This window comes from Halalkaliarchaeum sp. AArc-GB (assembly GCF_031432225.1).
GTDB lineage: Archaea > Halobacteriota > Halobacteria > Halobacteriales > Haloferacaceae > Halalkaliarchaeum.
In genome coordinates, this window is sequence record NZ_JAVKGM010000009.1 from 28,239 (window position 1) to 55,143 (window position 26,905).

General features: G+C 65.5%; 23 protein-coding genes and 2 pseudogenes. 17 read left to right on the top strand and 8 right to left on the bottom strand.

Going from position 1 to position 26,905, the window contains the following annotated elements:
• Nucleotides 1-2 precede the first annotated feature (2 nt).
• Together RH858_RS09905 and RH858_RS09910 are read right to left on the bottom strand one after the other, a co-directional pair.
• The gene (locus RH858_RS09905; RefSeq protein ID WP_259535043.1) at nt 3-587 is read right to left on the bottom strand and encodes a hypothetical protein; all 585 of its coding nucleotides are present in this window, start codon (nt 585-587) and stop codon (nt 3-5) included.
• Between the two features lie 55 nt (nt 588-642).
• Nucleotides 643-1,410, bottom strand: a complete 768-nt coding sequence (locus tag RH858_RS09910) for a P-loop NTPase (protein ID WP_259535042.1) — start codon at nt 1,408-1,410, stop codon at nt 643-645.
• Nucleotides 1,411-1,547: 137 nt separating this feature from the next.
• On the opposite strand from RH858_RS09910, the gene RH858_RS09915 reads away from it, so the two are divergent.
• Genes RH858_RS09915 through RH858_RS09925 form a run of 3 tightly spaced genes read left to right on the top strand, consistent with a single transcriptional unit; the run spans nt 1,548 to nt 2,267 of the window.
• Nucleotides 1,548-1,820 carry a 50S ribosomal protein L37ae gene (locus RH858_RS09915; RefSeq protein WP_259535041.1) on the top strand — a complete coding sequence of 91 codons (273 nt, stop codon included), beginning with the start codon at nt 1,548-1,550 and terminating at the stop codon, nt 1,818-1,820.
• 2 nt (nt 1,821-1,822) lie between these two features.
• A complete protein-coding gene (locus tag RH858_RS09920) occupies nt 1,823-1,957 on the top strand; it encodes a DNA-directed RNA polymerase subunit P (protein ID WP_259535040.1) in 135 nt (44 codons plus the stop codon).
• Between the two features lie 37 nt (nt 1,958-1,994).
• Nucleotides 1,995-2,267, top strand: coding sequence for a KEOPS complex subunit Pcc1 (locus tag RH858_RS09925; RefSeq protein ID WP_259535038.1), 273 nt, complete (start codon nt 1,995-1,997; stop codon nt 2,265-2,267).
• A 9-nt stretch (nt 2,268-2,276) separates the two neighbouring features.
• Here RH858_RS09925 and RH858_RS09930 read toward each other — a convergent pair whose 3' ends face one another.
• The 3 genes from RH858_RS09930 to RH858_RS09940 all read right to left on the bottom strand — a co-directional run bounded on the left by RH858_RS09930 (nt 2,277) and on the right by RH858_RS09940 (nt 6,162).
• Nucleotides 2,277-4,079: an acyl-CoA carboxylase subunit beta gene (locus RH858_RS09930; protein ID WP_310561722.1), complete on the bottom strand. Its 1,803-nt coding sequence runs from the start codon at nt 4,077-4,079 to the stop codon at nt 2,277-2,279.
• Between the two features lie 270 nt (nt 4,080-4,349).
• The gene (locus RH858_RS09935) at nt 4,350-4,601 is read right to left on the bottom strand and encodes an acc operon protein (RefSeq protein ID WP_259535035.1); all 252 of its coding nucleotides are present in this window, start codon (nt 4,599-4,601) and stop codon (nt 4,350-4,352) included.
• Between the two features lie 10 nt (nt 4,602-4,611).
• Nucleotides 4,612-6,162 (bottom strand): acyl-CoA carboxylase subunit beta, encoded by a 1,551-nt coding sequence (locus tag RH858_RS09940; RefSeq protein ID WP_310561723.1) that lies wholly within the window; start codon nt 6,160-6,162, stop codon nt 4,612-4,614.
• Between the two features lie 147 nt (nt 6,163-6,309).
• Here RH858_RS09940 and RH858_RS09945 point away from each other — a divergent pair, with 147 nt between their 5' ends.
• Nucleotides 6,310-7,167, top strand: coding sequence for a translation initiation factor eIF-2B (locus tag RH858_RS09945; protein ID WP_259535032.1), 858 nt, complete (start codon nt 6,310-6,312; stop codon nt 7,165-7,167).
• 135 nt (nt 7,168-7,302) lie between these two features.
• The gene (gene gltB, locus RH858_RS09950; protein WP_310561724.1) at nt 7,303-11,862 is read left to right on the top strand and encodes a glutamate synthase large subunit; all 4,560 of its coding nucleotides are present in this window, start codon (nt 7,303-7,305) and stop codon (nt 11,860-11,862) included.
• Nucleotides 11,863-11,883: 21 nt separating this feature from the next.
• Here gltB and RH858_RS09955 read toward each other — a convergent pair whose 3' ends face one another.
• Nucleotides 11,884-12,687, bottom strand: coding sequence for a hypothetical protein (locus RH858_RS09955; protein ID WP_259535030.1), 804 nt, complete (start codon nt 12,685-12,687; stop codon nt 11,884-11,886).
• Nucleotides 12,688-12,821: 134 nt separating this feature from the next.
• Here RH858_RS09955 and RH858_RS09960 point away from each other — a divergent pair, with 134 nt between their 5' ends.
• The 11 genes and pseudogenes from RH858_RS09960 to RH858_RS10010 all read left to right on the top strand — a co-directional run bounded on the left by RH858_RS09960 (nt 12,822) and on the right by RH858_RS10010 (nt 23,481).
• Entirely contained in the window at nt 12,822-13,976 is a 1,155-nt protein-coding gene (locus RH858_RS09960; protein ID WP_259535027.1) for an acyl-CoA dehydrogenase family protein, read from the top strand.
• A 128-nt stretch (nt 13,977-14,104) separates the two neighbouring features.
• Nucleotides 14,105-15,244, top strand: coding sequence for a monovalent cation/H+ antiporter subunit E (locus tag RH858_RS09965; protein ID WP_259535026.1), 1,140 nt, complete (start codon nt 14,105-14,107; stop codon nt 15,242-15,244).
• Nucleotides 15,241-15,546 (top strand): cation:proton antiporter, encoded by a 306-nt coding sequence (locus tag RH858_RS09970; RefSeq protein ID WP_259535024.1) that lies wholly within the window; start codon nt 15,241-15,243, stop codon nt 15,544-15,546. Before RH858_RS09965 ends, RH858_RS09970 begins: the two co-directional genes overlap by 4 nt.
• A complete protein-coding gene (gene mnhG / locus RH858_RS09975) occupies nt 15,543-15,881 on the top strand; it encodes a monovalent cation/H(+) antiporter subunit G (protein WP_259535023.1) in 339 nt (112 codons plus the stop codon). Before RH858_RS09970 ends, mnhG begins: the two co-directional genes overlap by 4 nt.
• Complete coding sequence (locus RH858_RS09980; RefSeq protein ID WP_259535022.1) at nt 15,878-16,414, top strand: DUF4040 domain-containing protein; 537 nt, start codon at nt 15,878-15,880, stop codon at nt 16,412-16,414. The genes mnhG and RH858_RS09980 overlap by 4 nt, the downstream gene beginning before the upstream one ends.
• A 17-nt stretch (nt 16,415-16,431) precedes the next feature.
• Nucleotides 16,432-16,884 (top strand): annotated as a pseudogene (locus tag RH858_RS09985) (MnhB domain-containing protein); the annotation flags it as partial.
• A gap of 65 nt (nt 16,885-16,949) precedes the next feature.
• A complete protein-coding gene (locus RH858_RS09990; RefSeq protein ID WP_310561725.1) occupies nt 16,950-17,330 on the top strand; it encodes a cation:proton antiporter subunit C in 381 nt (126 codons plus the stop codon).
• Nucleotides 17,323-18,915: a monovalent cation/H+ antiporter subunit D family protein gene (locus RH858_RS09995; RefSeq protein ID WP_310561726.1), complete on the top strand. Its 1,593-nt coding sequence runs from the start codon at nt 17,323-17,325 to the stop codon at nt 18,913-18,915. Before RH858_RS09990 ends, RH858_RS09995 begins: the two co-directional genes overlap by 8 nt.
• The gene (locus RH858_RS10000) at nt 18,915-20,855 is read left to right on the top strand and encodes a cation:proton antiporter (RefSeq protein WP_310561727.1); all 1,941 of its coding nucleotides are present in this window, start codon (nt 18,915-18,917) and stop codon (nt 20,853-20,855) included. Before RH858_RS09995 ends, RH858_RS10000 begins: the two co-directional genes overlap by 1 nt.
• The gene (locus tag RH858_RS10005) at nt 20,852-22,645 is read left to right on the top strand and encodes a Na(+)/H(+) antiporter subunit D (RefSeq protein ID WP_310561728.1); all 1,794 of its coding nucleotides are present in this window, start codon (nt 20,852-20,854) and stop codon (nt 22,643-22,645) included. Before RH858_RS10000 ends, RH858_RS10005 begins: the two co-directional genes overlap by 4 nt.
• A 47-nt stretch (nt 22,646-22,692) precedes the next feature.
• Nucleotides 22,693-23,481, top strand: coding sequence for a formyltransferase family protein (locus RH858_RS10010; RefSeq protein WP_310561729.1), 789 nt, complete (start codon nt 22,693-22,695; stop codon nt 23,479-23,481).
• A gap of 25 nt (nt 23,482-23,506) precedes the next feature.
• Here the strand turns inward: RH858_RS10010 and RH858_RS10015 are convergent, their stop codons facing one another.
• Both RH858_RS10015 and RH858_RS10020 read right to left on the bottom strand, forming a co-directional pair.
• Nucleotides 23,507-24,481, bottom strand: a complete 975-nt coding sequence (locus tag RH858_RS10015; RefSeq protein WP_310561730.1) for a deoxyhypusine synthase — start codon at nt 24,479-24,481, stop codon at nt 23,507-23,509.
• Between the two features lie 77 nt (nt 24,482-24,558).
• Nucleotides 24,559-26,358, bottom strand: coding sequence for a histidine kinase N-terminal 7TM domain-containing protein (locus RH858_RS10020; RefSeq protein ID WP_310561731.1), 1,800 nt, complete (start codon nt 26,356-26,358; stop codon nt 24,559-24,561).
• 125 nt (nt 26,359-26,483) lie between these two features.
• On the opposite strand from RH858_RS10020, the pseudogene RH858_RS10025 reads away from it, so the two are divergent.
• Nucleotides 26,484-26,905: pseudogene (locus tag RH858_RS10025) on the top strand (RNA-guided endonuclease TnpB family protein); the annotation flags it as partial.

Genomic DNA, 26,905 nt, shown 5'->3' on the forward strand with positions numbered 1-26,905 from the left:
AACTACCGGTCGCCTGCGACCTCCTCCGTGAACCCCCACTCGTCGGCACGCCGCTTCGCCTCCTCCCGCGCCTGTTCCTGGATCGCCTCGACGCGCTCCTCGTCGGCCAGGAACGCCTCGAGTGGATCCTCGTCCTCCCCGGAGTCGCCGACGTCGGGTGCCTGCCGTCGGGCCGCCGCCGCGAGCTCGGCGTCCCTGGCCAGCTGTTCGGCCGCCGCACCCGGCGGGACGCGAAAGGGGTCTGCGGCGTCGGGCGCGTGGAGGGATCTGATCGCCTCCGGATCGGTCGCGTAGCGTTCGACTCGATACGGGCCCGGATCGGCGATCCGGGCGAGTGCCCGCGAACCCCGTTCGTCCCCGGCGACGTCGTACGCGAGCGTCGGGATGCCCTCCTCGAACGTGAGCACACCCCGGACGTCCCCGTCGAGCAGCAGCGTCTCCTGGGGTTCCAAGAGGAGATACCCGGTGAGTTCCGCTTCGAGCGCCCCTCGGAGCGCGGATCCGAGGTCGGCAACCACTCGGGAGCTGCGCAGTTCCCCCTGTGGAACGGAGAGTCCGCGCGAGTCATCGAGGGTCAGGGCAGTCATATCGGTCTGATCGTCATGGCGGTCTGATCGTCATGGCGGTCCGGTCGGCTGGCCGTCAGTGGGTCTCCGGGACGACGGCACTTTTGAATCTGGCAGCGACGTCGTCGGCCCGTCCGGTCCGCGGTTCGAGTGCGCTTGCGGCCTCCCGATAGGCGTCCGCGGCGGCGGAGTCCGGTGCGTGCGCGAGAAGGGGTTTTCCGGCCCGGCGACCCTGCCTGATCGCGTCGCTTTCGGGCACCGCCGCGAGCGTCGTGCCGCCGAAGTAGCGTTCGGCCCTGTCGGCGACATCGCCGAGTTCCCCCCGGACCCTGTTGAAGAGGATGCCGGCAGTCTCCGTCCCGTACGACCGGGCGTACTCCTGGGCCTTGAGCCCGTCCGAAAGCGACGGAACAGTCGGCTGGAGCACGACGACGATCCGGTCGGCGAGCACCAGCGGGAGCACCGCCGACTTCGAGCCGAGCGCCGCCGGCGAGTCCAAGAGGAGCACGTCGGTTTCGCCCGCGAGTTCTGCGACGACGTCCCGGAGACGGGCCGGATCGGCGCGTTCGAACGCCGCGAGGCTCGTCCCGCAGGGGACGACCCGCATACCGAACCGGTCGTAGGTCGCCTCCGAGACGGCCGTGCCGGTCCCCTCGACGAGCAGATCGTGAAGCGTCACCTCGACGTCGTCCAGACCGGCGTGAAACAGCAGGTTCGCCATCCCGGTGTCGGCGTCGACGACCGTCACCTCGTAGTCGGCTGCAAGTGCCATCCCGAGCGCGAGGGTGCTCGTGGTCTTTCCCGTCCCCCCTTTCCCGCTCGCGACGGCGATGGCTTCGACCATACTCGTGGTCCCTCGGTTCTCGGGTTAAAACCACCGTTCCGAGGCGCGAATACATCCCCTCCGGCGCCGCTCGCCAGTCGGTGACACGCTCCGTTCGACTCAACAAGTTTTTACGCGCGCTGGCGATACCGGACTGTATGGCTAAACAGAAGGCCCGATCGGTCGGTAGCGCCGGGCGCTTCGGCGCGCGATACGGGCGCGTCTCCCGCGTTCGCGTTCGCGACATCGAAGACGAGATGCGCTCTGCGACCGTCGACGGCAACGACGTGAAACGGATCGGCACAGGCATCTGGGTCGACGAGGAGACAGGCGAGACGTTCACTGGCGGGGCGTACCGCCCCGAGACGCCGGGTGGAACGCAGGTCAAACGCTCGATCCGCGCCGCGCTGTCCGGCGACGACGACGAGTAACGATGGCGTACAAGTGTTCCCGCTGCAAACGCGACGTCGAACTCGACGAGTACGGCGGCGTCCGCTGTCCGTACTGCGGCCACCGCGTGCTGTTGAAGGAGCGCGGCGGCGGCATCAAGGAAGTCGAGGTCGAGTAACGTCGAACCCATCCCCGCGAACCGGGACGTGAGCCGCGTGACCGACACCCATTCTGCGACGCTGTCGTTTATCTACCCCGACGAGGCGAGCGCGAGCACCGTCGCCGCCGCCGTTGCGGTCGAGCAGGGCGAACTCGACGACGACCGGGCCGGCGCCGCCGTCGCGTTGCGGGATCGAACTGTCGAGGTGACAGTCGATGCGAGCGACCTGGTCGCGCTGCGTGCCGGGATCAACAGCTGGACCCGGCTGGTGGACATCGCCGAGCGCACCGACGAGGTCGCGAAACGTACCGGCGGTGCAGACGGTTGAAGCCTGCACTCAAAGGATCGTCCCGTGTTTCTTGTCCGGGACGCCTTTCTCGAGGTCCGCATAGAAGTCGAACCGGGCGACGAGTTCGTCCCTGAGCGCCGAGGGCGGAACGATCTCGTCGATGACGACCTCGCTGGCCATCCGATGGACGTCGATGTCCTCCCGGTACTCCGCTCTGAGCTCCCGTTCGCGGCGCTCGCGTTCCTCCGGATCGTCGATCTCGTCGAGTTTCCGGGCGTACACCGCGTTGATCGCCGCCTCGGGCCCCATGATGGCGATCTCGCCCGACGGGAGGCCGATCACGCTCTCGGGGTCGTACGCCGGCCCGCCCATCGCGTAGATCCCCGCGCCGTACGCCTTCCGAACGATGACGGTCTGCTGGGGCACCGACGCCGCGGAGGTGGCGTAGATGAACTTCTTGCCTTCCTCGAGGATTCCGTCTTTTTCCACCTGCGAGCCGGCCATGAATCCCGGCGTGTCACACAGGTACAGCAGGGGGATCTCGTAGGCGTCACACGCCCAGATGAACTCCGCGGCCTTGCTCGCGGAGTCGGGGAAGATCGCCCCCGAGCGCTGGGTGGGCTGGTTTGCGACGACCCCGACCGGGCGGCCGTCGATCCTGGCGAGGGCGGTGACGATCTCGGTGCCGTAGTCGGGCCGCAGCTCCAGGACGGATTCGGCGTCGACAACCCGCTCGATCAGATCGTGGACGTCGTACGGCCGGTTGGGCTCTTCCGGAACCAGTTCGTCGATGCCGTCGGGACTGTATCGTGGCGGCTTCGGCTCCGATCGCGGCGGCGCGTCGCCGGCCTTGTCGGGGAGATAGGAAATGAGTTCCGCGACCAGTTGTCGGGCGTGGGCCTCGTCGCGGGCGATGAGGTCCGCCGAACCGGAGTGGCGGGCGTGGACCGCGGGGCCGCCCAGCTCCTCGAGGTCGATCTCCTCGCCGGTCACCATCTTCACCATCCGCGGGGAGGCGATCGCCATCGCGGACATCCCCTCGACCATGATCGTGAAGTCGGCGAACACGGGTGTGTAAGCGGCTCCCGCGATACAGGGGCCGTACAGCACGCAGATCTGGGGGACCCGGCCGGAGAGCATCGAGTGGTTGTAGTAGTATTTCCCGATGCCCTCGCGGTTGGCGAAAAAGCCGGTCTGTTGGTCGATCCGCCCGCCCGAGGAGTCCATCAGATACAGCACGGGTTTGCCGGTCTTGAGCGCCCGCTGTTGCATCCGGAGGAACTTCTCGACGCCGTGGGCTGCCATCGAACCGGCCTTGACGGTGAAGTCGTTGGCCATGAAGTGGAGGTCCCGCCCCTCGAACGTCGCCGCACCGGTGATGAGCCCGTCTGCGGGGACTCTGTTCCCCTCCTCGTACTCCTCGACCTCCGGGCTGTTCGGATGCCACGCGTCGAAGTGCGCGAACTTGCCGTCCTCGAACCGCAGGCCGGTCGGCGCCTCGCCGTCACCCCCCTGGCCGGGGTCGGGGTCGACTGGTCTGTCCTCCTCGCCGAACCACAGTTCCAGCCGATCGCGGACGAACAGTTTGCCCTGTTCGGGGAGTCGGTCCCGGTACTTCTCCGGGCCGCCCTCGAGGATGTCTTCGATCTCCTCGCGCAGGGCGGCCTCCCGCTCTGTCGGACCGAGGTCGTCCTCGAGAGGGTACTCCGTTTCCGGTGGGGTCGCCGTGGCCGTTGGTGCTCCCTCGTCACCGACGTGGACTTCGATCTCGACGGCGAGATGCTCCGAGAGGGCGGCGGCGATCGCTTCCGCCTCCTCGTCCGTCGCACCCGACCCGACGTGTACTTTCATGACGGTCACTCCTTCCGGCGGTCGCAAATTCTTTTCGCCCCCACCGTTGTTATGAGGTCTCTCTTCGCTCGAACCTCGCTCTGCTCGCTCACGGCTCGCTTCGCTCGCTCACGGGTCTCCGAGGTTCTCGCATTCGCTCGAACCTCGCTATCGTGAAATTATTCTGAAAAGTAGCAGGTGAATCGCCCCGGGGTCAAGCCCCGGGGCATTCTCCTCGACAGCCTGTAAAACGTCGGGGGAAACAGCCTCGGGCGGAGTGACCCGAGGCTTTTAAAACCGGTTCCGACGCCCGCTGGCAGTCCAGGGATCAGTCGGCGTCCCGTCGCGAAGTCGGAAATCGCGAGCGCCGCGCGTTCCGAGCCCCTCGAGGCGACCTGCGAACGCCCATCGCTTGCCGTCCCAGTTCGGCTCGGCCCCGGCGTCGGCTGCGGCTGCGGCCCGATCCCGCAGGTGGGCACCGATCGCCGCGGCGATGGCCGCCGCCTCCTCGTCGGACGCGTCCTCGGGGATGTGAAGTTGCATCGTCGCTGCCTCAGATCGGGATGTTGCCGTGTTTCTTTTCCGGGAGGCTCTCCCGCTTGGACAGCAGCATCTCCAGGTCGTCGACGAGCCGTTTGCGCGTGTCCGGCGGCTCGATCACGTCGTCGACGAAGCCGCGATCCGCCGCAGTGTACGGGTTGGCGAACTCCTCGCGATACTCCTCGATGAGCTCCTCGCGCCGGGCCTCGGTGTCGCTTGCGGCCTCGAGCTCGTCCGAGTAGAGGATGTTGACAGCACCCTTCGGCCCCATGACCGCGATCTCGGCGGTGGGCCACGCGTAGTTGACGTCGCCGCCGATGTGTTTCGAGGACATCACGCAGTAGGCCCCGCCGTACGCCTTCCGGGTGATGACCGTCAACAGTGGCACCGTCGCCTCCGAGAATGCGTACAGCAGCTTCGCGCCGTGGCGGATGATCCCGTTGTGCTCCTGGTCGGTGCCCGGCATGAATCCGGGGACGTCCTCGAAGGTGACGATTGGGATGTTGAACGCGTCACAAAAGCGGACGAACCGCGCGCCCTTCTGGGACGCCTCGATGTCGAGCGTGCCGGCGTTGACCCGGGGCTGGTTTGCGACCACGCCGACGCTGTAGCCGTCGAGGCGCGCGAAGCCGACGACGATGTTCTTCGCGAAGTTCTCGTGGACCTCGAAAAACGACCCCTCGTCGACGACCGCCTCGATCACCGCGACCATGTCGTACGGCTTCCGGGGCTCGTTCGGCACCAGCTCCGACAGCTCCTCGGGAGTGCGTTCGGGATCGTCCCACGGCTCCACGCGTGGCGGGTCCTCGAGGTTGTTCTGGGGCAGATACGACAGCAACCGGGCGATGTCGTCGAGCGCGTCCTCCTCCGAGTCGGCCGCGAAGTGGGCAACCCCAGACGTCGAGGAGTGGGTGACCGCACCGCCCAGTTCCTCGAAGGAAACCTGCTCTCCGGTCACCGTCTCGATCACGTCCGGGCCGGTGATGAACATGTGGCTGGTGTCTTTCACCATGAACGTGAAGTCCGTGATCGCCGGCGAGTACACCGCTCCGCCGGCACACGGCCCCATGATCGCCGAGATCTGGGGCACCACACCCGAGGCCTCGGTGTTGCGCCGGAAAATCTCCGCATAGCCCGCAAGCGAGGCCACGCCCTCCTGGATGCGTGCGCCGGCCGAGTCGTTGAGCCCGACCACCGGCGCGCCCACGTCCATCGCCTTGTCCATCACCTTGCAGACCTTCTCGGCGAACACTTCCCCCAGGGACCCGCCGAAAACTGTGAAGTCGTGGGCGAACACGAACACAGTCCGCCCGTTGACCTCGCCGTAGCCGGTGACGACGCCGTCGCCCGGGATCTGCTTTTCCTCCATCCCGAACTTGTGGGTCCGGTGAGTCCGGAACTGATCGAACTCGTGGAACGTCCCGTCGTCGAGGAAGTAGTCGATCCGCTCCCTGGCGGTCATCTTCCCCCGATCGTGCTGGGCCTCGATCCGCGCTTTTCCGCCGCCTTTCTCCGCGTTTTCGCGTCGGCGACGGAGCTCCTCGATGCGGTCGTCGGTCGTCATCCGGGATCACTCCGCCTCATTGCCCCAACGGTCAGTGAGGCGGGGGATAAGAATTCCGGGACCGAACGAACGGACGAGCCGGAGCGCAGTCCGGTCTAGTGGCGTGAGCCCACAAGCTATTCATCTCCAGCGAGCGACCGGTCGGACATGATCGACGAGACGGTCGCCGAGATCGAGGAGATGCGCACACACAGCTCCTCGACGGTCGCGGTCAAAGCGGCCCGGGCGTTCGAGGAGCTGCTCGATCGGGAGTACACGTCGCTTACCCCCTTCGAACGTGACGTCGAACAGAACGCCGGGGTGCTCCGCCGGGCAAACCCCTCACACGCAACCCTCCACAACGCCGTCCGGGAGCTGGAGGACGCGGTCGTCGGGAACGCCGACGACGTGACGTCGGCGAAGGAACTGCTCCGGAAGACGATCGATCGCGTGATCGACGACGTCGAATCCGGCAAACGCAGGGCGGCAGAGAACGCCGCCGACACGTTCGCGAACGGCGAGACGATCCTCACACACGACTTCTCGACGACCGTCCTGGAGGCCGTCGAGGCCGCGGCTGCCTCCGGTCGCCACCTCGAGGCGTACGTCACCGAGGCGCGTCCGCGGTACCTCGGCCGGAAAACCGCACGGACGCTCGCGGGAATCGACCGCGTCGAACCGACGCTCGCGGTCGACTCCGCGATGGGCCACCTCCTCCGGAACTGTGACCGCGTGGTGCTGGGCATGACCTGCATCGCCGACGACACCTACTACAACCGCGTGGGAACGTTCCCGATCGCGGCGACCGCACGCCAGCTCGACGTGCCGGTGGTCGTCGTCGGCTCGGGGGCCAAAGTCGTCGGCGAGGAGTTCGTCTTCGAAAACGAGTTCCGGCCCGGAAGCGAGGTGATGCTCGAACCCGTCGAGGGCGTGAGGATCGAAAACCCGACCTACGACGCCACCCCGCTGTCCCTCGTCGATCGGGTGATCACCGACGAAGGGACGTTCGAACCGTCGGAGCTGTAGCCCCGCGTCGGGTGCCCCCATGAACATCCATGTCGGATAAGGAAGAACAATGACCTTATATTACCTAATGTGTGGGTTAGTGCCCCTATTTCATTTATGAGAGACCCTTTATAGGACGGTTCCAGAGGCCGGTGTATGACCGAGCCACGTAGTGACACACCCGGCTCGCGGGCGGGGCTCGCCGCGCCCGACGACGACCGGTCGAACTGCGGCGTCGGCGTGATCGTCGACCTCGACGGCGGCGTCGACCACGACAACGTCTCGGACGCGCTGGAACTGCTCGCGAACCTCGAACATCGCGGGACAACCGGCGCGGAGCCGAACACCGGCGACGGCGCCGGGATCATGTTCCAGCGACCCGACCGATTTTTCAGGGCGATAGTCGACGCCGACCTGCCCGAAGAGTACGGCGTCGGCAGCTTTTTCATGCCACAGGATCCGACAGTTCGTCGGCGGCTCCAGGAGCTCGTCGAGGACGCGCTTGCGGAGTACGACATCGAGGTCCTCGCCTGGCGGGACGTGCCGACCGACAGCGCGGACCTGGGTGCCACGGCTCGCGAGTCGGAACCCGACGTCTGGCAGGCGTTCTGTGTCCCGGCCGAAAGCGATGTCGCCATCGACGCCTTTGATCGATCGCTGTACGTCGCACGGAAAGCGATCGAGTCTCGGGCGGCCGACGTCGACGGCGCCGAACGGTTCCACGTGCCGTCGCTCGATCGTCGCCGGGTAGTTTATAAAGGACTGCTGAAAGGGACGCAGCTGTCGAGCTACTACCCCGACCTCAGGGACGAACGCGTCGAAAGCGGTGTCGTCCTCGTCCACGCGCGGTTCTCGACGAACACGCTGGGAGCGTGGCACCTCGCGCATCCGTACCGGACAATCATCCACAACGGCGAGTTCAACACGATCCGGGGAAACATAAACTGGATGCGGGCCCGCGAGACGGATCTGGAACACCCAAAGCTGAGCGAACATCTCGACACGATCCGGCCGGTGATCGACGACCCCGAACAGTCCGACACCGCCTCCGTCGACAACGCCCTGGAGCTGTTACTGCAGGGGGGTCGCGAGCTCCCGCACGCCTTGCGGATGCTCGTTCCCGAGGCGTTCCGCGGAGACTCGCTGATGGACGAGGACCGCAAGAGCTGGTACGACTTCCACGCCTCGCTCGTGGAACCGTGGGACGGCCCGGCGCTCGTGGTCGGCTTCGACGGCGAGCGGGTCGCCGGCGTGCTCGATCGCAACGGGCTCCGACCGTGCCGGTACGACGTCACGACCGACAACCGGCTCGTGATGGCCAGCGAGGCCGGCGCACTCGAGACCGACCCCGCCGAAATCGAAACCCGTGGTCGACTCCAACCGGGACAGCTGTTCGTCGCAGATCCCGAGGAAGGCCGGGTGATCCCGGACGACGAAGTGTTCGAAGACCTCGTCGACGAGAAGTACGGCAGGTGGGTCGACGGAGAACAGCAGACCCTCGAGGAGGTCACCACCGGGACGAACCGGGGAGGGAACGGTGATTCCCCCGTCGAATCGCTCCGCGCCCACCAGACCGCGTTCGGCTACACGACCGACCAGCTCGATCACTTGCTCGAGCCGATGGCCCGCGACGGGAAGGATCCGGTCGGATCGATGGGGGACGACACTCCGCTTTCCGTGCTGTCGGAGTTCGACCGCCCGCTTTTCACGTACTTCAAGCAGCTGTTCGCGCAGGTGTCGAACCCGCCGATCGACTACATCAGGGAGGAGCTGATCACCTCACTCGAGTCGCGTCTGGGCCACCAGCGCAACCTGCTTTCGGAGTCGCCGGAACACGCCCGCCAGCTCGTCTGCGAGACGCCGGTGCTCACCGACGCCGAGACGGCGGCGATAACGCGGTTCGGCGAGGGCGACGACGACCGGTTCGACTCCGCCGTGATCGACGTCACGTTCGCCCCCGAAGAGGGCCTCGAGGACGCGATCGAGCGGGCCCGGGCGGACGCCCGCGAGGCGATCGAATCCGGCGCCGACCTGCTGGTGCTGTCCGACCGCGAGATCGGCCCCGAGCGGCTCCCGATCCCGAGCCTCCTCGCGACGGGTGCGGTCCATCACGACCTCGTCCGGGAGGGACTACGCAACCACGCCGGGCTGGTCGTCGAGTCCGGGGACCCCCGCGAGGTTCACCACCTCGCAACGCTCGTCGGCTACGGCGCCGGCGCAGTCAACCCCTACCTCGCGTACCGATCGATCGAGGACCTCGTCGCTGGCCCCGACGGCGCAGATCCCGACGAGGCGGTCGCCGCCTACCGGACGGCGCTGGAGGACGGACTGCTCAAGACGATGGCCAAGATGGGGATCTCGACGGTCGAATCCTACCAGGGCGCCCAGATCTTCGAGGCGGTCGGACTCGACTCCGGGCTCGTCGCGGAGTACTTCGAAGGAACCGAGATCCGGACCGAGGGGATCGATCTCGCGCGGATCGAACTCGACGTCCGGAAGCGACACGCGGTCGGCTTCGGCAGCGATCCCGAACTCGAGACCCACGGGGAGTACGAGAACCGCTCGTCGGGGCTCCATCACAGCTGGAACCCGCAGACCGTCGGCACGCTCCAGCAGGCGGTCCGGTCGGGGGACTACGAGACCTACCAGGAGTTCGCGAATCTCGTCAACGACGAAACCGAAACCCTCCACACGCTGCGGGGGCTCCTCGAGTTCGACTCCGACAGGTCTCCGGTTCCGCTCGAGGAAGTCGAGCCGGTCGAAGAGATCGTCCAGTGCTTCTCGACGGCCGCGATGAGCCTCGGGAGCCTCTCGCCGGAAGCCCACGAGAACAACTCGATTGCGATGAACCGGATCGGCGGGAAATCCAACACCGGGGAGGGTGGGGAGCCTCCCGAACGCTTCGACACGGAAAAAGAGTGCAACGTAAAGCAGGTGGCCTCGGGACGGTTCGGTGTCACCAGCCGGTATCTCCAGTCGGCCGACGAGCTCCAGATCAAGATGGCCCAGGGATCCAAACCCGGGGAAGGGGGCCATCTCCCCGGCAAGAAGGTAAACGAGATGATCGCCCACGTCCGTCACTCGACCCCCGGCGTCGGGCTCATCTCCCCGCCGCCCCAGCACGATATCTACTCCATCGAGGACCTCAAACAGCTGATCCACGACCTGAAGGCCGCGAACCCGGAGGCCGACGTCAACGTGAAGCTCGTCGCGGAGGCGGGGATCGGAACGATCGCCGCCGGCGTCGCGAAGGCGAACGCCGACGTCGTCCACGTCTCCGGCCACTCGGGAGGCACCGGCGCCTCGCCGAAGACGAGCATCAAAAACGCCGGCGTACCCTGGGAGCTCGGCCTCGCAGAGACCACCCAGATGTTGCGGACAACCGGACTCCGCGACCGGATCAGGGTGTCGACCGACGGCGGCCTCCAGACGGGGCGCGACGTCGCCGTGGCAGCACTGTTGGGTGCCGAGGAGTACGTCTTCGGCACCGCCTCGCTTGTCACCTCCGGCTGCGTGATGGCCCGTCAGTGTCACGAAAACACCTGTCCGGTCGGCGTCGCGACTCAGCGTGAAGAACTGCGCAATCGTTTCCCGGGACAGCCCGACCACGTCATCAACTACATGACGTTCATCGCCCGCGAACTGCGGGAGATCATGGCCGAGCTCGGCTTCAGGTCGCTGGAAGGGATGATCGGCCGGCCGTCACTGCTCGTCCAGCGGGAGACTGACCACCCGCGAGCGAAGGCGCTTGACCTTTCATCGGTCGTCGCCGAACAGGCGGGCGACCGGCGGACCAAAACCCGGCCACAGTCCCACGTCGACATCGACGACCAGCTCGACTGGAAACTCATCGACGCCGCCGACGCGGCCATCGACGACGGGGAGTCGGTGTCGCTCTCGGCGGAGATTTCCAATGTCGATCGGGCAGTCGGTGCGACCCTGTCGAACCGGGTGTCGGCCGCTCACGGGGCGTCCGGGCTCCCGCCGGAGACGATCTCCGTCGACTTCTCGGGGGTCGCCGGACAGAGCTTCGGTGCCTTCCTGGCCTCCGGCGTCGCCTTCGAACTCGAGGGGGCGGCCAACGACTACCTCGGGAAGGGACTCTCCGGCGGACGGGTCGTCGTCGAGACCCCAACCGAGGCCGCGTACGATCCCGCCGAAAACGTGGTCGTCGGCAACGTCGCCCTCTACGGCGCGACTGATGGGGAGTGTTACGTCAACGGCGCCGCAGGCGAGCGGTTCGGCGTGAGAAACTCCGGAGCGAAGGCGGTCGTGGAGAGGCTGGGCGACCACGGCTGTGAGTACATGACCGGCGGCGTCGTGGTCGTGCTCGGCGAGACGGGACGGAACTTCGCCGCCGGGATGTCTGGCGGCGTCGCGTACGTGTACGATCCCGAGGGAACGTTCGAACGGACGGTCAACACCGGCATGGTGAGCCTCTCCCGGGAGCTGTCGAAACGCGACGAACGGATGATCAGGCGACTGGTCGAGAACCACGCTGCCCTGACGGGATCTGCCAGGGCCGACGAACTGCTCGACTCGTGGCCGGGCGTCGTCGACGACTTCGTCCGTGTCTTCCCCGACGCCTACGCCAGCGTGATCGAACAGGAGGGCCGCGCCGACGTCCGCGAGGAGCTCCCGCCGAGCGCAGCCGTCGGTGCCAGCACCGACTCCGACGCCGTTCCAGCGCCCGACGACGCCACGACCGTCCGGTAGCGGGATGACACGCGCTGGAGGTTAGTTGTCGGCGGGGGTATCGTCCGGGTCCTCTCCGTCTGCATCCGAAGACTGATCCGAGTCCGAGTTTCGGCTCTCTCCGTCACCGAGTTCGCGTTTGATCGATTCGAGTTCCGCGTCGACGTCGACTTCCGGCTCTTCATCTCCGTTAGACTCTTCGTCCCCGTCCGGTCCCTCGAGCTCGTCCGGCTCGGTTTCCTCGTTTTGTGCATCCGCCGAGTCGGATCTCTCATCGGACTCCCCGGTCACGTCGATCGTGACCGCTCCCGAGGGGCTCGTATCGTTCGTCTCTGGGCCGCTCGCGCCACTGTCTCGCCCTGCACCGGTCCCCTCCCGCTGCTCTTCTCCATCGAGTTTCCGTTCGATTTCGCGGCTCAGTTCCCTCGCGTCCTCGATCACCGACCGCGCCTCGGGCTCGTCGGGCAGGTTTTCGTTCGCCTCCGACAGCGCGGTTCGCAGCTGTGAAAGCGCCGAAGAGAGCTGGTTCGACGCTTCGGTTCTGGCGCCGGACAGCCGGTCCCGTGTCTCGTGGCCGGCCCCGGCGGCCTCGATCCCGGAGCGGTTCGGGTCCGCGAGTCTGAGAACCGCCTGCAACAGCTCCAGCGACCGGATCGTCGCCTCGAGCATCGCGATCACGGTCGGAATCGTGTACCGGTCGGTGAACCGAAGGAGTTCTCCCGGGGTCGGTGGTCGCGGCAACCCTCGACTCCGCCCCTCGGCTCGCAGTTGGGTTCTGAGCTCCTCCAGGGTCGACTCCAGCTCCCCGAGCAGCTCGCGGAGTTCCTCGTCGTCGCGGGCGGACATATCTGCCCTTGGTACCGGGGGCTGAAAAGCTCCGCTCCTGTGGGCCATGGTGGACGTTCGAACGTGCTGTGAACTCTAAATTTGTTTACTGATGTTTGGAAACGTGTATCATACCGCGGTGTGCATACTCGAGTATGGACTTCGAACTAACCGACGAGCAAAGGGCACTCCGCGAGGAAGTGCGACGGTTCGCGGAAAACGAGATCCGGCCGGTCGCGACCGAGTACGACGTCAACGAGGAGTATCCCCACGAGGTGATGGACAAAGCCGCCGAAATGGGCCTTCTCGCGCCGCACATCCCGATCGACTACGGGGGGGTTGGGTACTCGTCGGTCGAAATGTGCATCCTGACCGAGGAGTTGTTCGCTGCAGATCCCGGGATCGGACTGTGCATCACCAGCGCCGGGTTCGGCGCCGAGGCGATCATGGAGTTCGGCACCGAAGAACAGAAACAGGAGGTTCTCCCGCCGCTCGCGGAGGGCGAGGCCGTGATGGGATCGGCGATCAGCGAGCCGCAGGCGGGATCGGACGTCACCTCGATCAGCACCCGGGCGGAAAAGGACGGCGACGAGTGGGTGATAAACGGGAACAAGATGTGGATCACCAACGGGACCGTCGCCGACTACTTCGTGGTGGTGTGCGAGACGGATCCCGAGGTCGAAGACCGCTATTCGGGGTACTCCCAGATCCTCGTCGAGGCGGACCGTGACGGCTTCTCCGCTGACAAGATCACCGGAAAGCTGGGAATCCGTGCCAGCGACACCGCCGAGCTGATCTTCGACGACGTCCGCGTCCCCGAGGAGAACCTCATTGGAACCCGCGGGATGGGGTTCCTGCAGCTGATGCAGTTCTTCGACGAGACGCGGACCGCCGTCGCCGCCCAGGGCGTCGGGATCGCGAAAGGCGCCGCCGAGCGCGCCCTGGAGTACGCACAGGAGCGCGAGCAGTTCGGCCGGTCGATCAGCGAGTTCCAGTCGATCCAGCACAAGCTCGCGGACATGCACACCCGAACGGAGGCCGCCCGGCAGCTGACGTACAAGTCGGCCTGGAGCGTCGACAACGGCGGCGACGACCTCACGATGCTGGCGTCGATGGCCAAGGAATTCGCCTCGAGGGTAGCCCGCGACGTCACCGACGAGGCGGTGCAGATCCACGGCGGCGCGGGGTACGTCAACGACCACGACGTAGAGCGACTCTTCCGCGACGCGAAGATCACCCAGATCTACGAAGGGACCAGCGAGATCCAGAAGAACATCATCGCACGGGAACTGCTCGGCAAGGGCTTTTGAACCTGAGAGCAGTCCAATCTCGGAGACGACCGGTCCCTCTCCTCGGTCGAGATAAGTAGAGTTTTGAGCGGGTAGTCGGACCTTGTTGGTGATGAGACTCGCGGACGAACCCGACAGGAGGTGGTTCGGTGCCGGCTGAGCGTGGACGGCTACTGGTACCGGTGAAGAACACCGCAACGGTTCGCAAAACAGTCGCGCACGCAGTCGAGCAGATCGCCGCCGCGGACGGCGAGCCCGAACTCCACTTCGTCTATCTCGCGACCTGGCGGGACGACGACCCCGGATCGTCCGGGCGATACGCGGAGGCGACGGATCTCCTCGACCGGATCGAGGTGTGGTGTCGATACGACGCAGAGGAGGCGGGCTACGAGGGGACGATCACGGACGAAACGGTCCACACGGCGGTCCTCGGACACGGAGAGTACCTCTTCGGAGCGGACGACTACGCGGAACTGCTCTTCGAATACACCGACGAACACGGGATCGAGACAGTTCTGATGGATCCAGAATACAGTCTCGTCGGGCGGTCGACGCTGCATCAACCACTGGATTTCGAACTCGAAGCGCGCGGATTGACCGTCGAGGAGGCCCCGGTCGAGCGGCCCTCCAGGCGACAGCGGCTCGCCCGCGAGCTTTCTGCCGGACGGTTCCTGTTCGTGTTCGGCGTTTCCTATCTGTTTTATCTCGTTTTGGGCGGATTTTCCGGACTGTTCGACGTCGTTACCGGTGCGGTCAGCGCCGCGATCGTCGCGGGAGTGCTCTCGACGATTACGATCGATCGCGACCCCTCGTTCCCGGAGACACCGCTCCGCCTGCTCCGGCTGGCCGTCTACGTCCCGTACCTGTTCGTCGAGATCGTCAAGTCCAACCTGATCATCGCGTCGGTGATCCTCCGTCCGTCGATGCCGATCAAACCGCGACTCACCCGGGTGCGGGTGTACGTTGGTCCGGGCGTCCAGCTCACGACGCTCGCGAACAGCATCACGCTGACGCCCGGAACGCTCACCGTGCGGGCACGGGATCAGGACCTCTACGTTCACTCGCTGGTGCCGTCGGCCCGGGACGGGCTGTTCGCCGGCTCGCTGGAGCGGTGGGTCCGGTTCGTCTTCTACGGTCGGGAGGCCGCACGGATCGCGAGCCCGGAAGAGCGAGGCGACACGGAGATCCTCCAGGGACCTGAAGCCGACGCAGTTATCGAGGACGGGCCTCCGGACGCCGATCCCGACGACGACGGCTCCGACGAAGAACGGGAGGTGAACGACGAATGAGTTTCGTCGAGACCACCGTCGTGGCCGGCTTCTCGCTCGGTGAAATACTGATCGCGATCGCGGCGCTGTTCGTTGCGCTCGCGATCGCGATGCTGTACCGCGCGATCGACGGTCCGACGATCCAGGACCGGGTGCTTGCGGTGAACGTCCTCGGAACCAACACCGTCGTCATCCTCGCACTTCTGGGTGCGGCGCTCAACGAGCCGTGGTTCCTGGACATCGCGCTGGTGTACGCGCTGTTGAACTTCCTGATGTCGGTCGCGATCTCGAAGTTCACCGTCGAACAGGGGGGAGTCATATGAGCGACCTCGAGCTGGTTCGCGTGGTGCTCGTCCTCCTACTCGCAATCACGGGGCTGTTTTTCACCCTCGTGTCCGCGACCGGCGTGATCCGGCTGCCCGACGTGTACGCCCGCGCCCACACGGCCTCTCAGGCCGACACGCTCGGGGCGGGCTTTGCGCTCGCGGCCGTCGCGATCACACTCGGCTGGGAGCCGACCACGGTGAAAACCGTCTTCCTTTTGTTTTTCATCTTCCTGACCAATCCGACGGCGGCACACGCGATCGCCCGTGCCGCCTTCGAGGAAGGGATCGAACCGTGGACCGAACTCGACGAGGAGGGGGGTGAACAGCCGTGACGCCGATCGAAGCCACCCTGATCGTGTTCGTGATCGCGACGGCGATCGCGACGGCGTTGTTCCGCGACGTGCTGGCGTCGATCGTCGTGTTCGGCGCCTACAGCCTCGGAATGGCGGTGCTGTACACGTTCTACCGCGCGCCCGACGTCGCGCTCACCGAGGCGGCGATCGGTGCGGGCGTGACGACGATTCTGCTGCTTTTGACGATCGCGAAGACGGTCCGGCTGGACCACGAGCGAACCTTCGAACCGATTTCGTGGCCGGCAGTCGGCGTCGTCGGGTTCCTCGGCGCGCTCATGCTCGCGACAGTCCCGTCGATCTATCCGGTTGGGGATCCCGACGCACCGGCGTGGGCCAATCCCGAGGTGACTGGCTACTACATCCAGAACGCGTATCCCGAAACCGGCGTCGAAAACGCCGTAATGGCCGTCCTCGCCGGCTACCGTGCGTTCGACACCTTCGGCGAGGCGGTCGTCGTGTTCGCGGCCGGGATCGCGGTTCTGATCGCCCTCAACAGGGAGGTGTTCACATGACCGACCTCGACGAAGTCAGACAGCAGCCGTATACGGAGAGCCAGGTGATCATGTCGACCGTGCGCGTGGTCGCACTGTTCGTGTTCACCTACGGGCTGTTCGTGACGTTCCACGGCGCCGGGTCCCCCGGCGGGGGGTTCCAGGGCGGCGCGATCATGGCGGCTGTCGTTTACATGATCGCGTTCGCGTTCGGCATCGAGGCCACGAGGCGGTGGCTCGAAAACGCGGTCATCGTCGGGCTCGCGGCTGTCGGCGTCGTGATCTTCGGCGGCGTCGGCGTCCTCACGGTCGCCCTGGGCGGCAACTTCCTCGATTACCCGATGCTCGCCCCCCTCCTCGAACCACTCGTAGCGCTTCCGCCCAACGAGATGACGAAGTGGGGGATGGAAACCGTCGAGATCGGCGGAATCGCGCTGATCGTCGCGTCGGTACTCGTCGGCCTCTTCTTTGCGCTCGCTGCGGGCTTTTCCGCAGTTGCTCTCGACGCAGGTCGGCTGCCAACCGAGGAAACCGACGACTCCGAGGAGGTGTCAGGATGATCGAACTACTCACGACGAGACACGCCTACATTGCGTTCGTACTGCTGGTCTGTATCGGACTGTACATGATGATCGCGAACCGAAATATCGTCAAGAAGCTGATCGGGCTGAACCTGTTTCAGACCGCCGTGTTCCTGTTTTTCATCGCTGCGGCGTACGTCGAAGGGGGATCGTCACCGGTGATCCCCGCCGGCGCACCCGAGACGTACGTCAGTCCGCTGCCGCACGTGATCGTGCTCACCGCCATCGTCGTGGGCGTAAGCCTCACCGCGGTGGGGCTCGCGCTCAGCATCCGGGTGTACTCGGAGTTCGGAACGCTCCGGATGGACGTACTCAGGGAAATCGTCCGCGAGAACGGAGAGGTGAACGATGACTGACGTGTTGCTCCCACTGCTGGTCGCGATCCCGATCCTGGCCGCGGTGCTCCCGCTCGCGTTCGGCCTCCGGTTCGAGAACGTCGGCTGGCCGGTCGCTGCAGCAACGACGCTCGTCGTTCTCGTCGTCGCCGGCGGTGCTGCCCGCGAGGTGTTCACCGACGGTCCGCTGTACCACGAACTCGGCGGGTTCCCTCGGCCGATCGGGATCGAACTCGTCGGCGACGAACTGTCGACGCTGGTCGTGCTCCTCGTCGCGCTGGTGTCGTTCGCGGTCGTGCTGTACGCCCGAACCGCCGGCCCGCGGGGGAACCCGTTCTACAGCGGCTACCTCCTCCTGGTCGGCGGCCTGATGGGCGTCTCGCTGACGGGCGACCTGTTCAACATGTTCGTGTTCCTAGAAATTGTCGGGCTGACGACGTACGCGCTCGTCGCAGCCGACCGTTCGGGCGAGGCCGCCTACGCCGCGCTCAAGTACCTGTTCATCGGGACGGTCGGCGCGTCGCTGTACCTCATCGGCGTCGGCTACGCCTTCCTCGCGACCGGGACGCTGAACATGATCGACCTGCAGACGGCGCTTGCCGACGTCGGCTACACCGACACGCTGATGCAGGCGGCGTTCGGGTTCATCGTCGCGGGTTTCGCGATCAAGATCGCGCTGTTCCCGGTCCACACCTGGCAGCCGGACGCCTACCAGCACGCCCCAGACAGCGTGAGCGCGCTGATCTCGGCGCTGGTGTCGACGGTCGCCGCCTACGCCTTGATCCGGGTCGTGTACACGGTGTTCACCGTCGACTTCCTCGCGGCCAACCCCGCGATCACCGACGGCGTGTTGTTCCTGGCGACAGTGAGCATTCTCGCAGGGTCGGTGCTTGCGGTCTCCCAGTCCGAGATCAAACGGATGCTCGCGTACTCGTCGGTCGCCCAGTTCGGGATGATCGCCGCTGCGGTGCTGATCGCGAACGACACCGCCCTCACGGGGGCGATCATCCACCTCGTGGGTCACGGCCTGATGAAGGGGGCGCTGTTCATGGGTGCCGGCGTGCTCGCGGCGGCCTACGGCGTCCGGACCCTTCGCGAGTACGCAGGCCTCTCCGCCAGGGCCCCGTACACGGCCGGGGCGATCTCCGTGCTGGGGCTTGCGCTCGTGGGGATCCCGCCGTCGATCGGCTTCCTCGGCAAGTGGTACATCGCACTGGGGGCGATCGAGGGGGGACACTGGCTCGTTGCCGGCGTCGTCTTCCTGTCGACGCTTTTGACCCTGGCGTACGTCGCCCGGCTGCTCGAGAAGTTCTACTTCACCCCGGCCGGCGTCGAACACCTCGGCGGGGTCGACCCGATCGGGTCGGGGAGGCCGGCGACCGACGGCGGTTCCCACGCCGAAGGGGACGGTTCGGATCCCGCCCCCGAGGGCGGACACGACGAGCACGTCCCGCCGGCGGTTCCGGTCCCGGTGAGCCGGCGCGCTGGCGTCTCCGCCGTGATGGTCCTGCTTGTCGTCCTGGCCGCGGTCGGGGTTGTCGCGCTGGGCTTCGGTGGTAGCGTCTTCGAGTCGCTGATCGATCCGTTCGTCGGGAGGGTTCTGTAATGGAGGTATTCGACTACCGACCACTGGCTGCGGTTCTGGTCTCGCTCGTCGGCACGGCCGCCATCGTGGCGCTGCACCGCCGACCGAACTACCGCGAAGGTGCGACGATGCTCACGGCGCTCGCGAAGTTCGGCATCGTCGCGAGCATGCTGCCGGCCGTCCTCGCGGGCACGACCTTCGTCTGGTCGTTCGGGACGTTCGTCCCGGGCGTCGAGTTCGCACTCCGTGCGGATCCGCTGGGGATGCTGTTTGCGTTCCTCGCCAGCGGACTGTGGATCATCACGTCGCTGTACAGCATCGGCTACATGCGCGGGCTCGACGAACACGGGCAGACGCGGTACTTCGCCTCGTTCGCCGTCTCGCTGTCGGCGACGATGGGGATCGCGTTCGCGTCGAACCTCGTGACGATCTTCGTCTTCTACGAACTGCTGTCGGTGGCGACGTACCCGCTGGTCGCCCACGACGAGGACGACCGCGCCCGGTCGGCCGGCCGCAAGTACATCGCCTACACGTTCTTCGGCGGCGGCGTGCTCGTGCTCGCCGGGACGGTGCTGACGTTCTGGCTGACCGGCACGACCGACTTCACTGCCGGCGGGATCCCGATGCTGGCGGACGTCGCGGCCGCCGACCCGTGGCTCGCGAAGCTGACGTTCGTGCTGCTGGCGGTCGGGTTCGGCGTGAAAGCCGGCCTGATGCCGCTGCACCAGTGGCTTCCCGAGGCAATGGTCGCGCCGACGCCGGTGTCGGGGCTGTTGCACGCGGTCGCGGTCGTCAAGTCCGGTGCGTTCGGCGTCGCCCGGGTGACGCTCGACGTCTTCGGCCCGGCGGTCGCGTTCGATCTGGGGATGGGACTGGCGCTTTCGGTGCTCGCGGCGTTCACGCTGACGGCAGCGTCGCTGATCGCGATCCGGAAGGACCACCTCAAACAGCGGCTCGCCTATTCGACGGTGTCACAGCTGTCGTACATCGTGCTCGGGTTGGGGCTGTTCGGCTGGTACGGCCTGATCGGCGCGCTGTTGCACATCCCCGCCCACGCGTTCATGAAGCTCACCCTGTTCTTCTGTGCTGGCGCGATCCACGTCGAGACCCACACGGATTACATCTCCCAGATGGCCGGCATCGGCAAACGGATGCCGGTGACGCTTGGAGCGTTCGCGGTGACGGCTGCGGGGATGGCGGGGATACCGCTTCTGGCCGGCTTCGTCTCGAAGTACTACATGCTCATCGGCGCGGCGGAGCTCGGCGGGGTGTTCCTGTATCTGGCCGGCGCCCTGCTCGTCTCGGGCGTGCTCAACGTCGTCTACTTCTGGCCGGTCGTCTACACCGCCTTCTTCGAGGCGGAGGACGACCACGACGCAAAACCGCTGGTCGATGCCCCCATGGGCGGCGAGCGTCGCTCCCTACTGGCGGCGACCGACGGCGGGCGACCCCCGGAGGACGAGAGCGACGACGCGACCGACGACGAGACGGACGCCGACTCTCCCCGCATTCCCGACGCCGAAACGGAGGAAGACGACAGCGTGATACAGCCGGACTTCTCCCCGGGCGAGCGGGACTTCTCGGAGCCCGCACCCACCGTCGACACCGGCGACTACGCCGTCGATAAATATCCGAGCGACCACCTCGAGGACGGTCACGAGGATCAAACAGTGGATCAAGGCGACCGCGAGGAACCCCAGGAGGGCCACGACGAACACCACGAAGGCCACGGAGAAACGCACGAAGGCCACGACGAACACCACCACGGCGGTCCGCCGGCGGGTGGCTGGCGGCGGCTGTCCGCCCGCGAGGCGCTCGCGGGGCGTGAGACGACCTGGTTCATGCTCGGGCCGATCCTGGCGGCGGCGCTGGGGGCGGTGCTGCTCGGGATCGTCCCCTACAAGATGGTGTTCCTCGGGCTCATCGAACTCATCGTCGAGAACGCGGGGGTGATGCCATGAACGAGCTACTCGCCGCGATCCCGCCGTTCCTGCCTGTCGCGATCGCCGCCGTGCTTGCGGTCGTATTGCCGCGTCACGCCGGCCACGCGGTCGGGATGCTCGCCGCGCTGTTCGTGCTCGGACAGTCGCTCGTGATGCCGGCGACGACTCCCGCGACCGTACAGTTCCTGGGCTTCGAAACGGTGCCGATCTTCGTCGACCAGTTCACCCGGCTGTACGGCGTCGTGATCGGCTTCCTCGCGGCTGCCGCCGTCGCGTACTCGTGGGGCAGCGACGCCGCGCGCGCCCAGACAGGCTTTGCACTCGCGTACGTCTCCAGTACACTGGGGATGGTGTTCGCCGGCGACTGGCTCACCCTGGTGTTCTTCTGGGAACTGATGGCCGTCACGTCGACGCTTCTGGTGTGGCACTACGGCGGCGAGGCCGTCCGGGCGGGTTACCGCTACGCCATCGCCCACGGGATCGGCGGCACGCTCCTTCTGGGCGCGGTGACGCTCCATTACGCCCAGGTGGGGTCGTTCCTCTTCGAAGCCAGCACCGGAATCGCGGGCAGCCTCGGGACGCTGCCGTCGGTCGCGGCGCTGCCGGCGCTTTTGGCGGCGCTGGGGATCGGCGTCAACTGCGCGTTCATCGGGCTGCACACCTGGCTGCCGGACACCTATCCGCGGCCCCACGTCGCGGCGTCGGTGTTCCTGTCGGTGTTCACCACCAAGACCGCCGTCTACGCCATGTACCGGGCGTTCCCGGAGGGCGGCCTCTGGCTTGCGTATCTCGGCGGTGCGATGGCCGTCTACGGGGTCTTCTTCGCGCTGCTGCAGTACGACCCCCGGCGGCTGCTCTCGTATCACATCCAGGCCCAGGTTGGGTACATGCTCGCGGGAATCGGCCTCGCGTCGCTCGGCGGCGATCTCGGCAACTTCGCGGTCGCCGGCGGGATGGCACACGCGTTCAACAACGTGCTGTACAAGAGCCTGCTGTTCATGGCCGTCGGCGTCGTGATCTACCGGACCGGGATCAACGACATCCGGAAGCTCGGCGGGCTCTGGAAGGTGATGCCCGTCACCTTCGTCGTCTACGTGATCGGGGCCGCATCGATTACCGCAGTCCCCGGATTCACTGGCTTTATTTCGAAAGGGATGGTGATCGACGCCGCCCACGAGGTGAGCAACGTACCGCTGTTCCTGGGTGAGGACCTGCTGTGGTGGCTGCTGATCGTCGGCGGCGTCGGCACGTTCATGTCCTTCATCAAGCTCGGCTGGTACATCTTCTTCCACAACGCGCCGGAGATCCGTCCGAAGGATTCGACTGTCGGCCAGACAGTCGGGATGGTTGCAGTCGCCGGCCTGTGTGTCTACTTCGGGATCTTCTACGGCTCGCTGTTCGAGCTGCTGCCGTTCGCCGAGACCTGGGACACCTCGCCGTACAGCACGGGCCACCTGATCGAAGGGTTCGCGCTGCTCGTGGCCGGCTTCGTCGGCTTCTTCACGCTGAAGGGGCCGCTCGCCCGGATCTCGCACCTGCCGGACATGGAGCGAGTGATCAATCCGGCGGTGTTTTACACCGGCCGGGGCTTCGTCTGGGGCGTCACCGAACTGTGGGCGGCCGTCGACCGACTGGTGATGGACGCGGCTGCGACGCTGAAGCAGGTCGGCACGCATCCGGAGGCGGCAGTCCGGCGCGTCGCCGGGATTTCCGAGGGCGAGGACGTCTACCTGCGGGCCGACATCGGCCGGAGCGTGATCTTCCTCACGCTGCTTACGGCGGCGGCGCTGGCGGCGCTGATGTTGTGAGTTAAAACCGGTTCGAAAATTATCACCTGAACTTAAGCCACCTACGTGTGACGGTTCACCAAATGGCGGTCTGGATTTTCACTACAGAGGCACCATATTATCTCCCGTCGCTTCTCCAGAATCCATTGGAAGAACACGCAGAAATCATCGACCGCGTGGTGTTCGCAGAACAACCCCTGGGACGATTCATGCGACAGCAGTATCGATTGTTCGGGCCGATCGACGGCCTCAGAATGGGCGGTCTGTACGCTCGTGGGCGGGTCCTCTCGATGCTCCCTCCGGACTGGCAACAGACGGTAACGGGGAAGCTTCACTCGGTTCGGGATACGGCAGCGTTGTACGACGTACCGACCGAAGTCGTTGCGGATGTCTCCGACCATGCGTTCGTCGAGCGGATGCGATCAGAAAATCCGGAGTTGATTCTCTCGGTGTTCTGTGGCCAGCGATTCCCCCGAAAACTCTTGGACGTCCCCGACTGGGCGATCAATCTTCACCCGTCACTGCTCCCCGATTATCGCGGACCGGCACCCGAGTTCTGGGCATTATTTCATGGAGAGGAATTCACCGGTTATACCGCCCACGTCATGACTGAAGCGTTCGACGCCGGAGCAATACTCGATCAACGAGAACTTCCGATCCGCGACGACGATACACTACATTCTCTCACTCAGCGGCTCGCGAAACTCGGGGGGGAGCAAGCCTCCGATATTCTGGATCGATTCCCTGACGCTGAATTCGAACTTCGAGCGAACCCTGTAACTGAGGAGGATTATTACCCGATTCCGACCGCAAAACAGCGGCGTGAATTCAAACGTCGGGGGAACCGGATCGTTTGACCCCCGTCCACAGGATACCCGCTAATTACATCTCGAAGGCGGCGGCAACCAAAAGCGGGAACACGAGCGTCGCCTCCGCCTCGACCTGGGTGTAGTTGGTCCCGTTTTCCTTGATCTTCCCCCACGAGACCGCCTCCTCGGGCGTCGCACCCGAAAGCGAACCGTCCCCCTCCATTCCCGTCGAGATGTAGACGACGTAGTCGGCGCCGCCCCGGAAGAGGTTGGTCATGATCGCGTGGTGTTTCGGGACGCCGCCGCCGACCGCAATCAGGCCCGTGGTGTCCGCGAGCATCCCATCTTCGATCAGGGAGTCGTAGTCGTCCATGATCGCGATGTCGACGTCGTCATCGCGTCCCTGCCGGTAGTAGTACAGGAAGTTGCCGATCTCCGAGTCGGTGAGGGCCGGACAGTAGACGGGAACGTCGTTGTCGGCGGCCTGCTTGAGCACCGAATCCTCGTCCTCGAGCGTCCCGCCGAGTTCGCGGGCGAACGCCGTCGGGGTCCGGGTCGTCTCTTCGGCGAAGAAGTCGTCGAAGAAGTCGTAGAGGTACTCCTCGAGCCAGACGTACCGATCGGAGGGGACGAAGATGTTTCCGAGTCGGTTGATCCCCTGCTCCCGGAGCGCGGCCTCGTCTGTGTCCCACTCGCCCATCTTGAACGGCTTGGCGGTCTTGATCACGTCCTCGGCGAGCGAGCCCGACGTGGTGATGATCACGTCGACGTAGCCCTCTCGGACCAGCGCCGCCACCGTCTCCCGGAGCCCGGAGGAGACGATGTTGGAGGTAAAGGTGAGGTAGACGGTCGCGTCCTCTTCCTGCATCCGTTCGGCGATGTCGACCGCCTCCGCCAGGTGGGTCGCCTGGAAGCCCGTCGTGGCGTACGCGTCCAGCAGTTCCCCGAGATCTAACTCGCCGCGGAAGTCGTAACCGCGAACGTCCGGCGTGTCGGGTTCCTCGTCGGACCCGGGCACGACGTGTTCGCGGGTGTCGTCGTCGTCCATACGCTCCGTTGGCCGAGAGACGGTTTGAATCGCTCGGGATCGATCGACGGGCACCGCCGGCGGGTGGGACCGTCAGTTCAGGGATTCCGCGACCGGGTCGACTGCCCTCGACCGCTCGCGGAGCCGAAAAGCGACTGTGTCGAGGGAACCCCGGAGGCGGCAGTCCCCTCCAGCGCTCGGGCCGGGAACCGGGAGAGGCGACCCGGTTCCGGCGCCGGTTCGGCGGGGACTTCGACGGTCACGATCGCCCCGGTAGGCTCGTTCTCCGCGAACTCGACGCGGCCCCCGGCGATCTCGGTCCCCCACTTGACCAGCCACAGGCCGAGACCACTGCCGTGCTCCAGTTTGGTTTCGGTTCCCCGCTCGAGCACCTTGCGTTCGTACTCGTCGATCCCGGGACCGTTGTCAGCGACGGTGATCGTGACGTGGTCGCCGTCAGTCTCGACGGTGATCTCCGCCCGCGGATCGTCGCTGAGGTTGTGCTCCGCGGCGTTCTCGAGGAGGTTCTCACAGACGACCTCCAGAACGCTCGAGACGTAGGCACCGTCGGTCGATCCATCGATCTCGATAGTGACGTGCGGATGTGCCTCCCTCACCTCGGCCAGACACTCCTCGAGGAGGCCCTCCACCGGCACCGGATCCGCCTTTTCGCCGTTCTCGAACAGTTCCAGGATCTCCCGACCCTTCTCGCCGATTTCCTCGAGTCGCTCAGCGCGCCGTTCGATGACTCGTGCTTCCTTGGAATCGTGTTCGTCGGTGAGCAGGCCGGCGTAGCCGGCGATGACGTTCGTCTCCGTCCGGATGTTGTGGCGCAACACGCGGTTGAGTACCTCCAGCCGCTGCTGCTGGCGGAGGTAGTCGGTGACGTCGTGCAGCGAGATCACCCGACCGATGACTCGATCGTAGGCGTTGGTTATCTCGCTTACTGTGACGTCGTACTTCCGAGTCCCGTCGTCACGTTCGATGGTCAGATATCCTGACAGCTCTCCGTCCTCCGGTAGCCTGTGATACTCCGGGACGATCTCGGTTCCCGACCCCCCAGCCGCCGCCGATCGCTCCACTCCGAGAATCCGTGCAGCCTCCTCGTTGAGCTCCACGACGTAATCGTTGCTGTCGACGACGACGGCACCCTGTGACATTTCCTCGAACAGCAACTCCGGCGCGTGGCGGTTCGGCGACGGGTTGGTTCCGAACAACCGGAACCGAGTGAGTCCGCCGAGATACGCTACCCCGGAGACGGCGAAGGCAATCGGCGTCGGATCGACGCCGCCGGTCGGGAGAACGCCGGCCACGTACAGGACGCTAGTCAGCCATGGAACCACGGTCCCGATCAGCACGGCACTACTCTGTCCGCGGAACTCGGTCGTTTCGCTCCAGACGAGTTCGAGGAGGGGGATGCTCCCGAGCACGCCCAGAAAGTACGTGTAGCCCGCAATTATCCAGTACCAGGGCCCGGCGACGTAGTTGATCCGCACTGTTCCCGCCGATTCGACGAGTGTCATCTCCAGATACAGGAGATCGTGGAACTGACTGGTCATGGCCAGCCAGACCGTCGCGAGCGGTACGACGGACACCAATCCGACGTAACGCGTGCGAACGTACTGGTCCCGTCCGGTGTATTCGAGGGCGAAAAACAGCCACGCGACGGGAATCGCGACGACGCCGACCCACGACATATTCACCCAGAACGCTTTCGCCGACACCGTCGTTGCCTGCAACTGAAAGAGAAGCGAGACAGACCACCAGATCTGGCCGACGAGCAGCACGAACAACGGAATCGATCCCGGTTCGTACCGCTCGCGCCAGGCCAAAAGCGCCGCGGTCATCCCGACGATGACCGAAGCAAACAGCAGCGGTATGACGGGAAAGCTAAACACTAGTACACGGATGATTGTCCGGATCCCCTAATGAAGCTTCGGCCGCCGTAATCACTATTGATAACCAGAAGGCGGATAAATATATGAAGACGGATAGAAGGTAGAAAAAACTAGTTAGGAATCCAATAAGAACGAGCGGTCCTCGCAGATCGTCGCCGCTCGATCGAGCGGCGTTTGTCTGTGACGACCTCGATTCGCATGGCTTTGCCGCGTCGAAATTGTGGAACGTCGGGCGATGGACGATTTCGCGTGTCTAGGACGCTATCGGCCACATTCCAGACGCCGACGAGCTCTGTTCGTACATCAAAACCCACGAGCGGTATGGGGATTTCCACTCACAATCAGTCAACGAGTTCTTCAGGAACTCGGTGAAGCGTTCGTCTCGTGGGACGAACAGGACAATCCAGACGCGAACCCGCCCGGCTACCGCAAACACGGCGACGACCACCTACGCTCGACGGTGACGTGGAAAAATCAGGGCTTCAAGCTCGACACCCAGTACAACCGTGTGCATCTCTCGAAAGGCAGGAACATGAAAGAGTCGCGT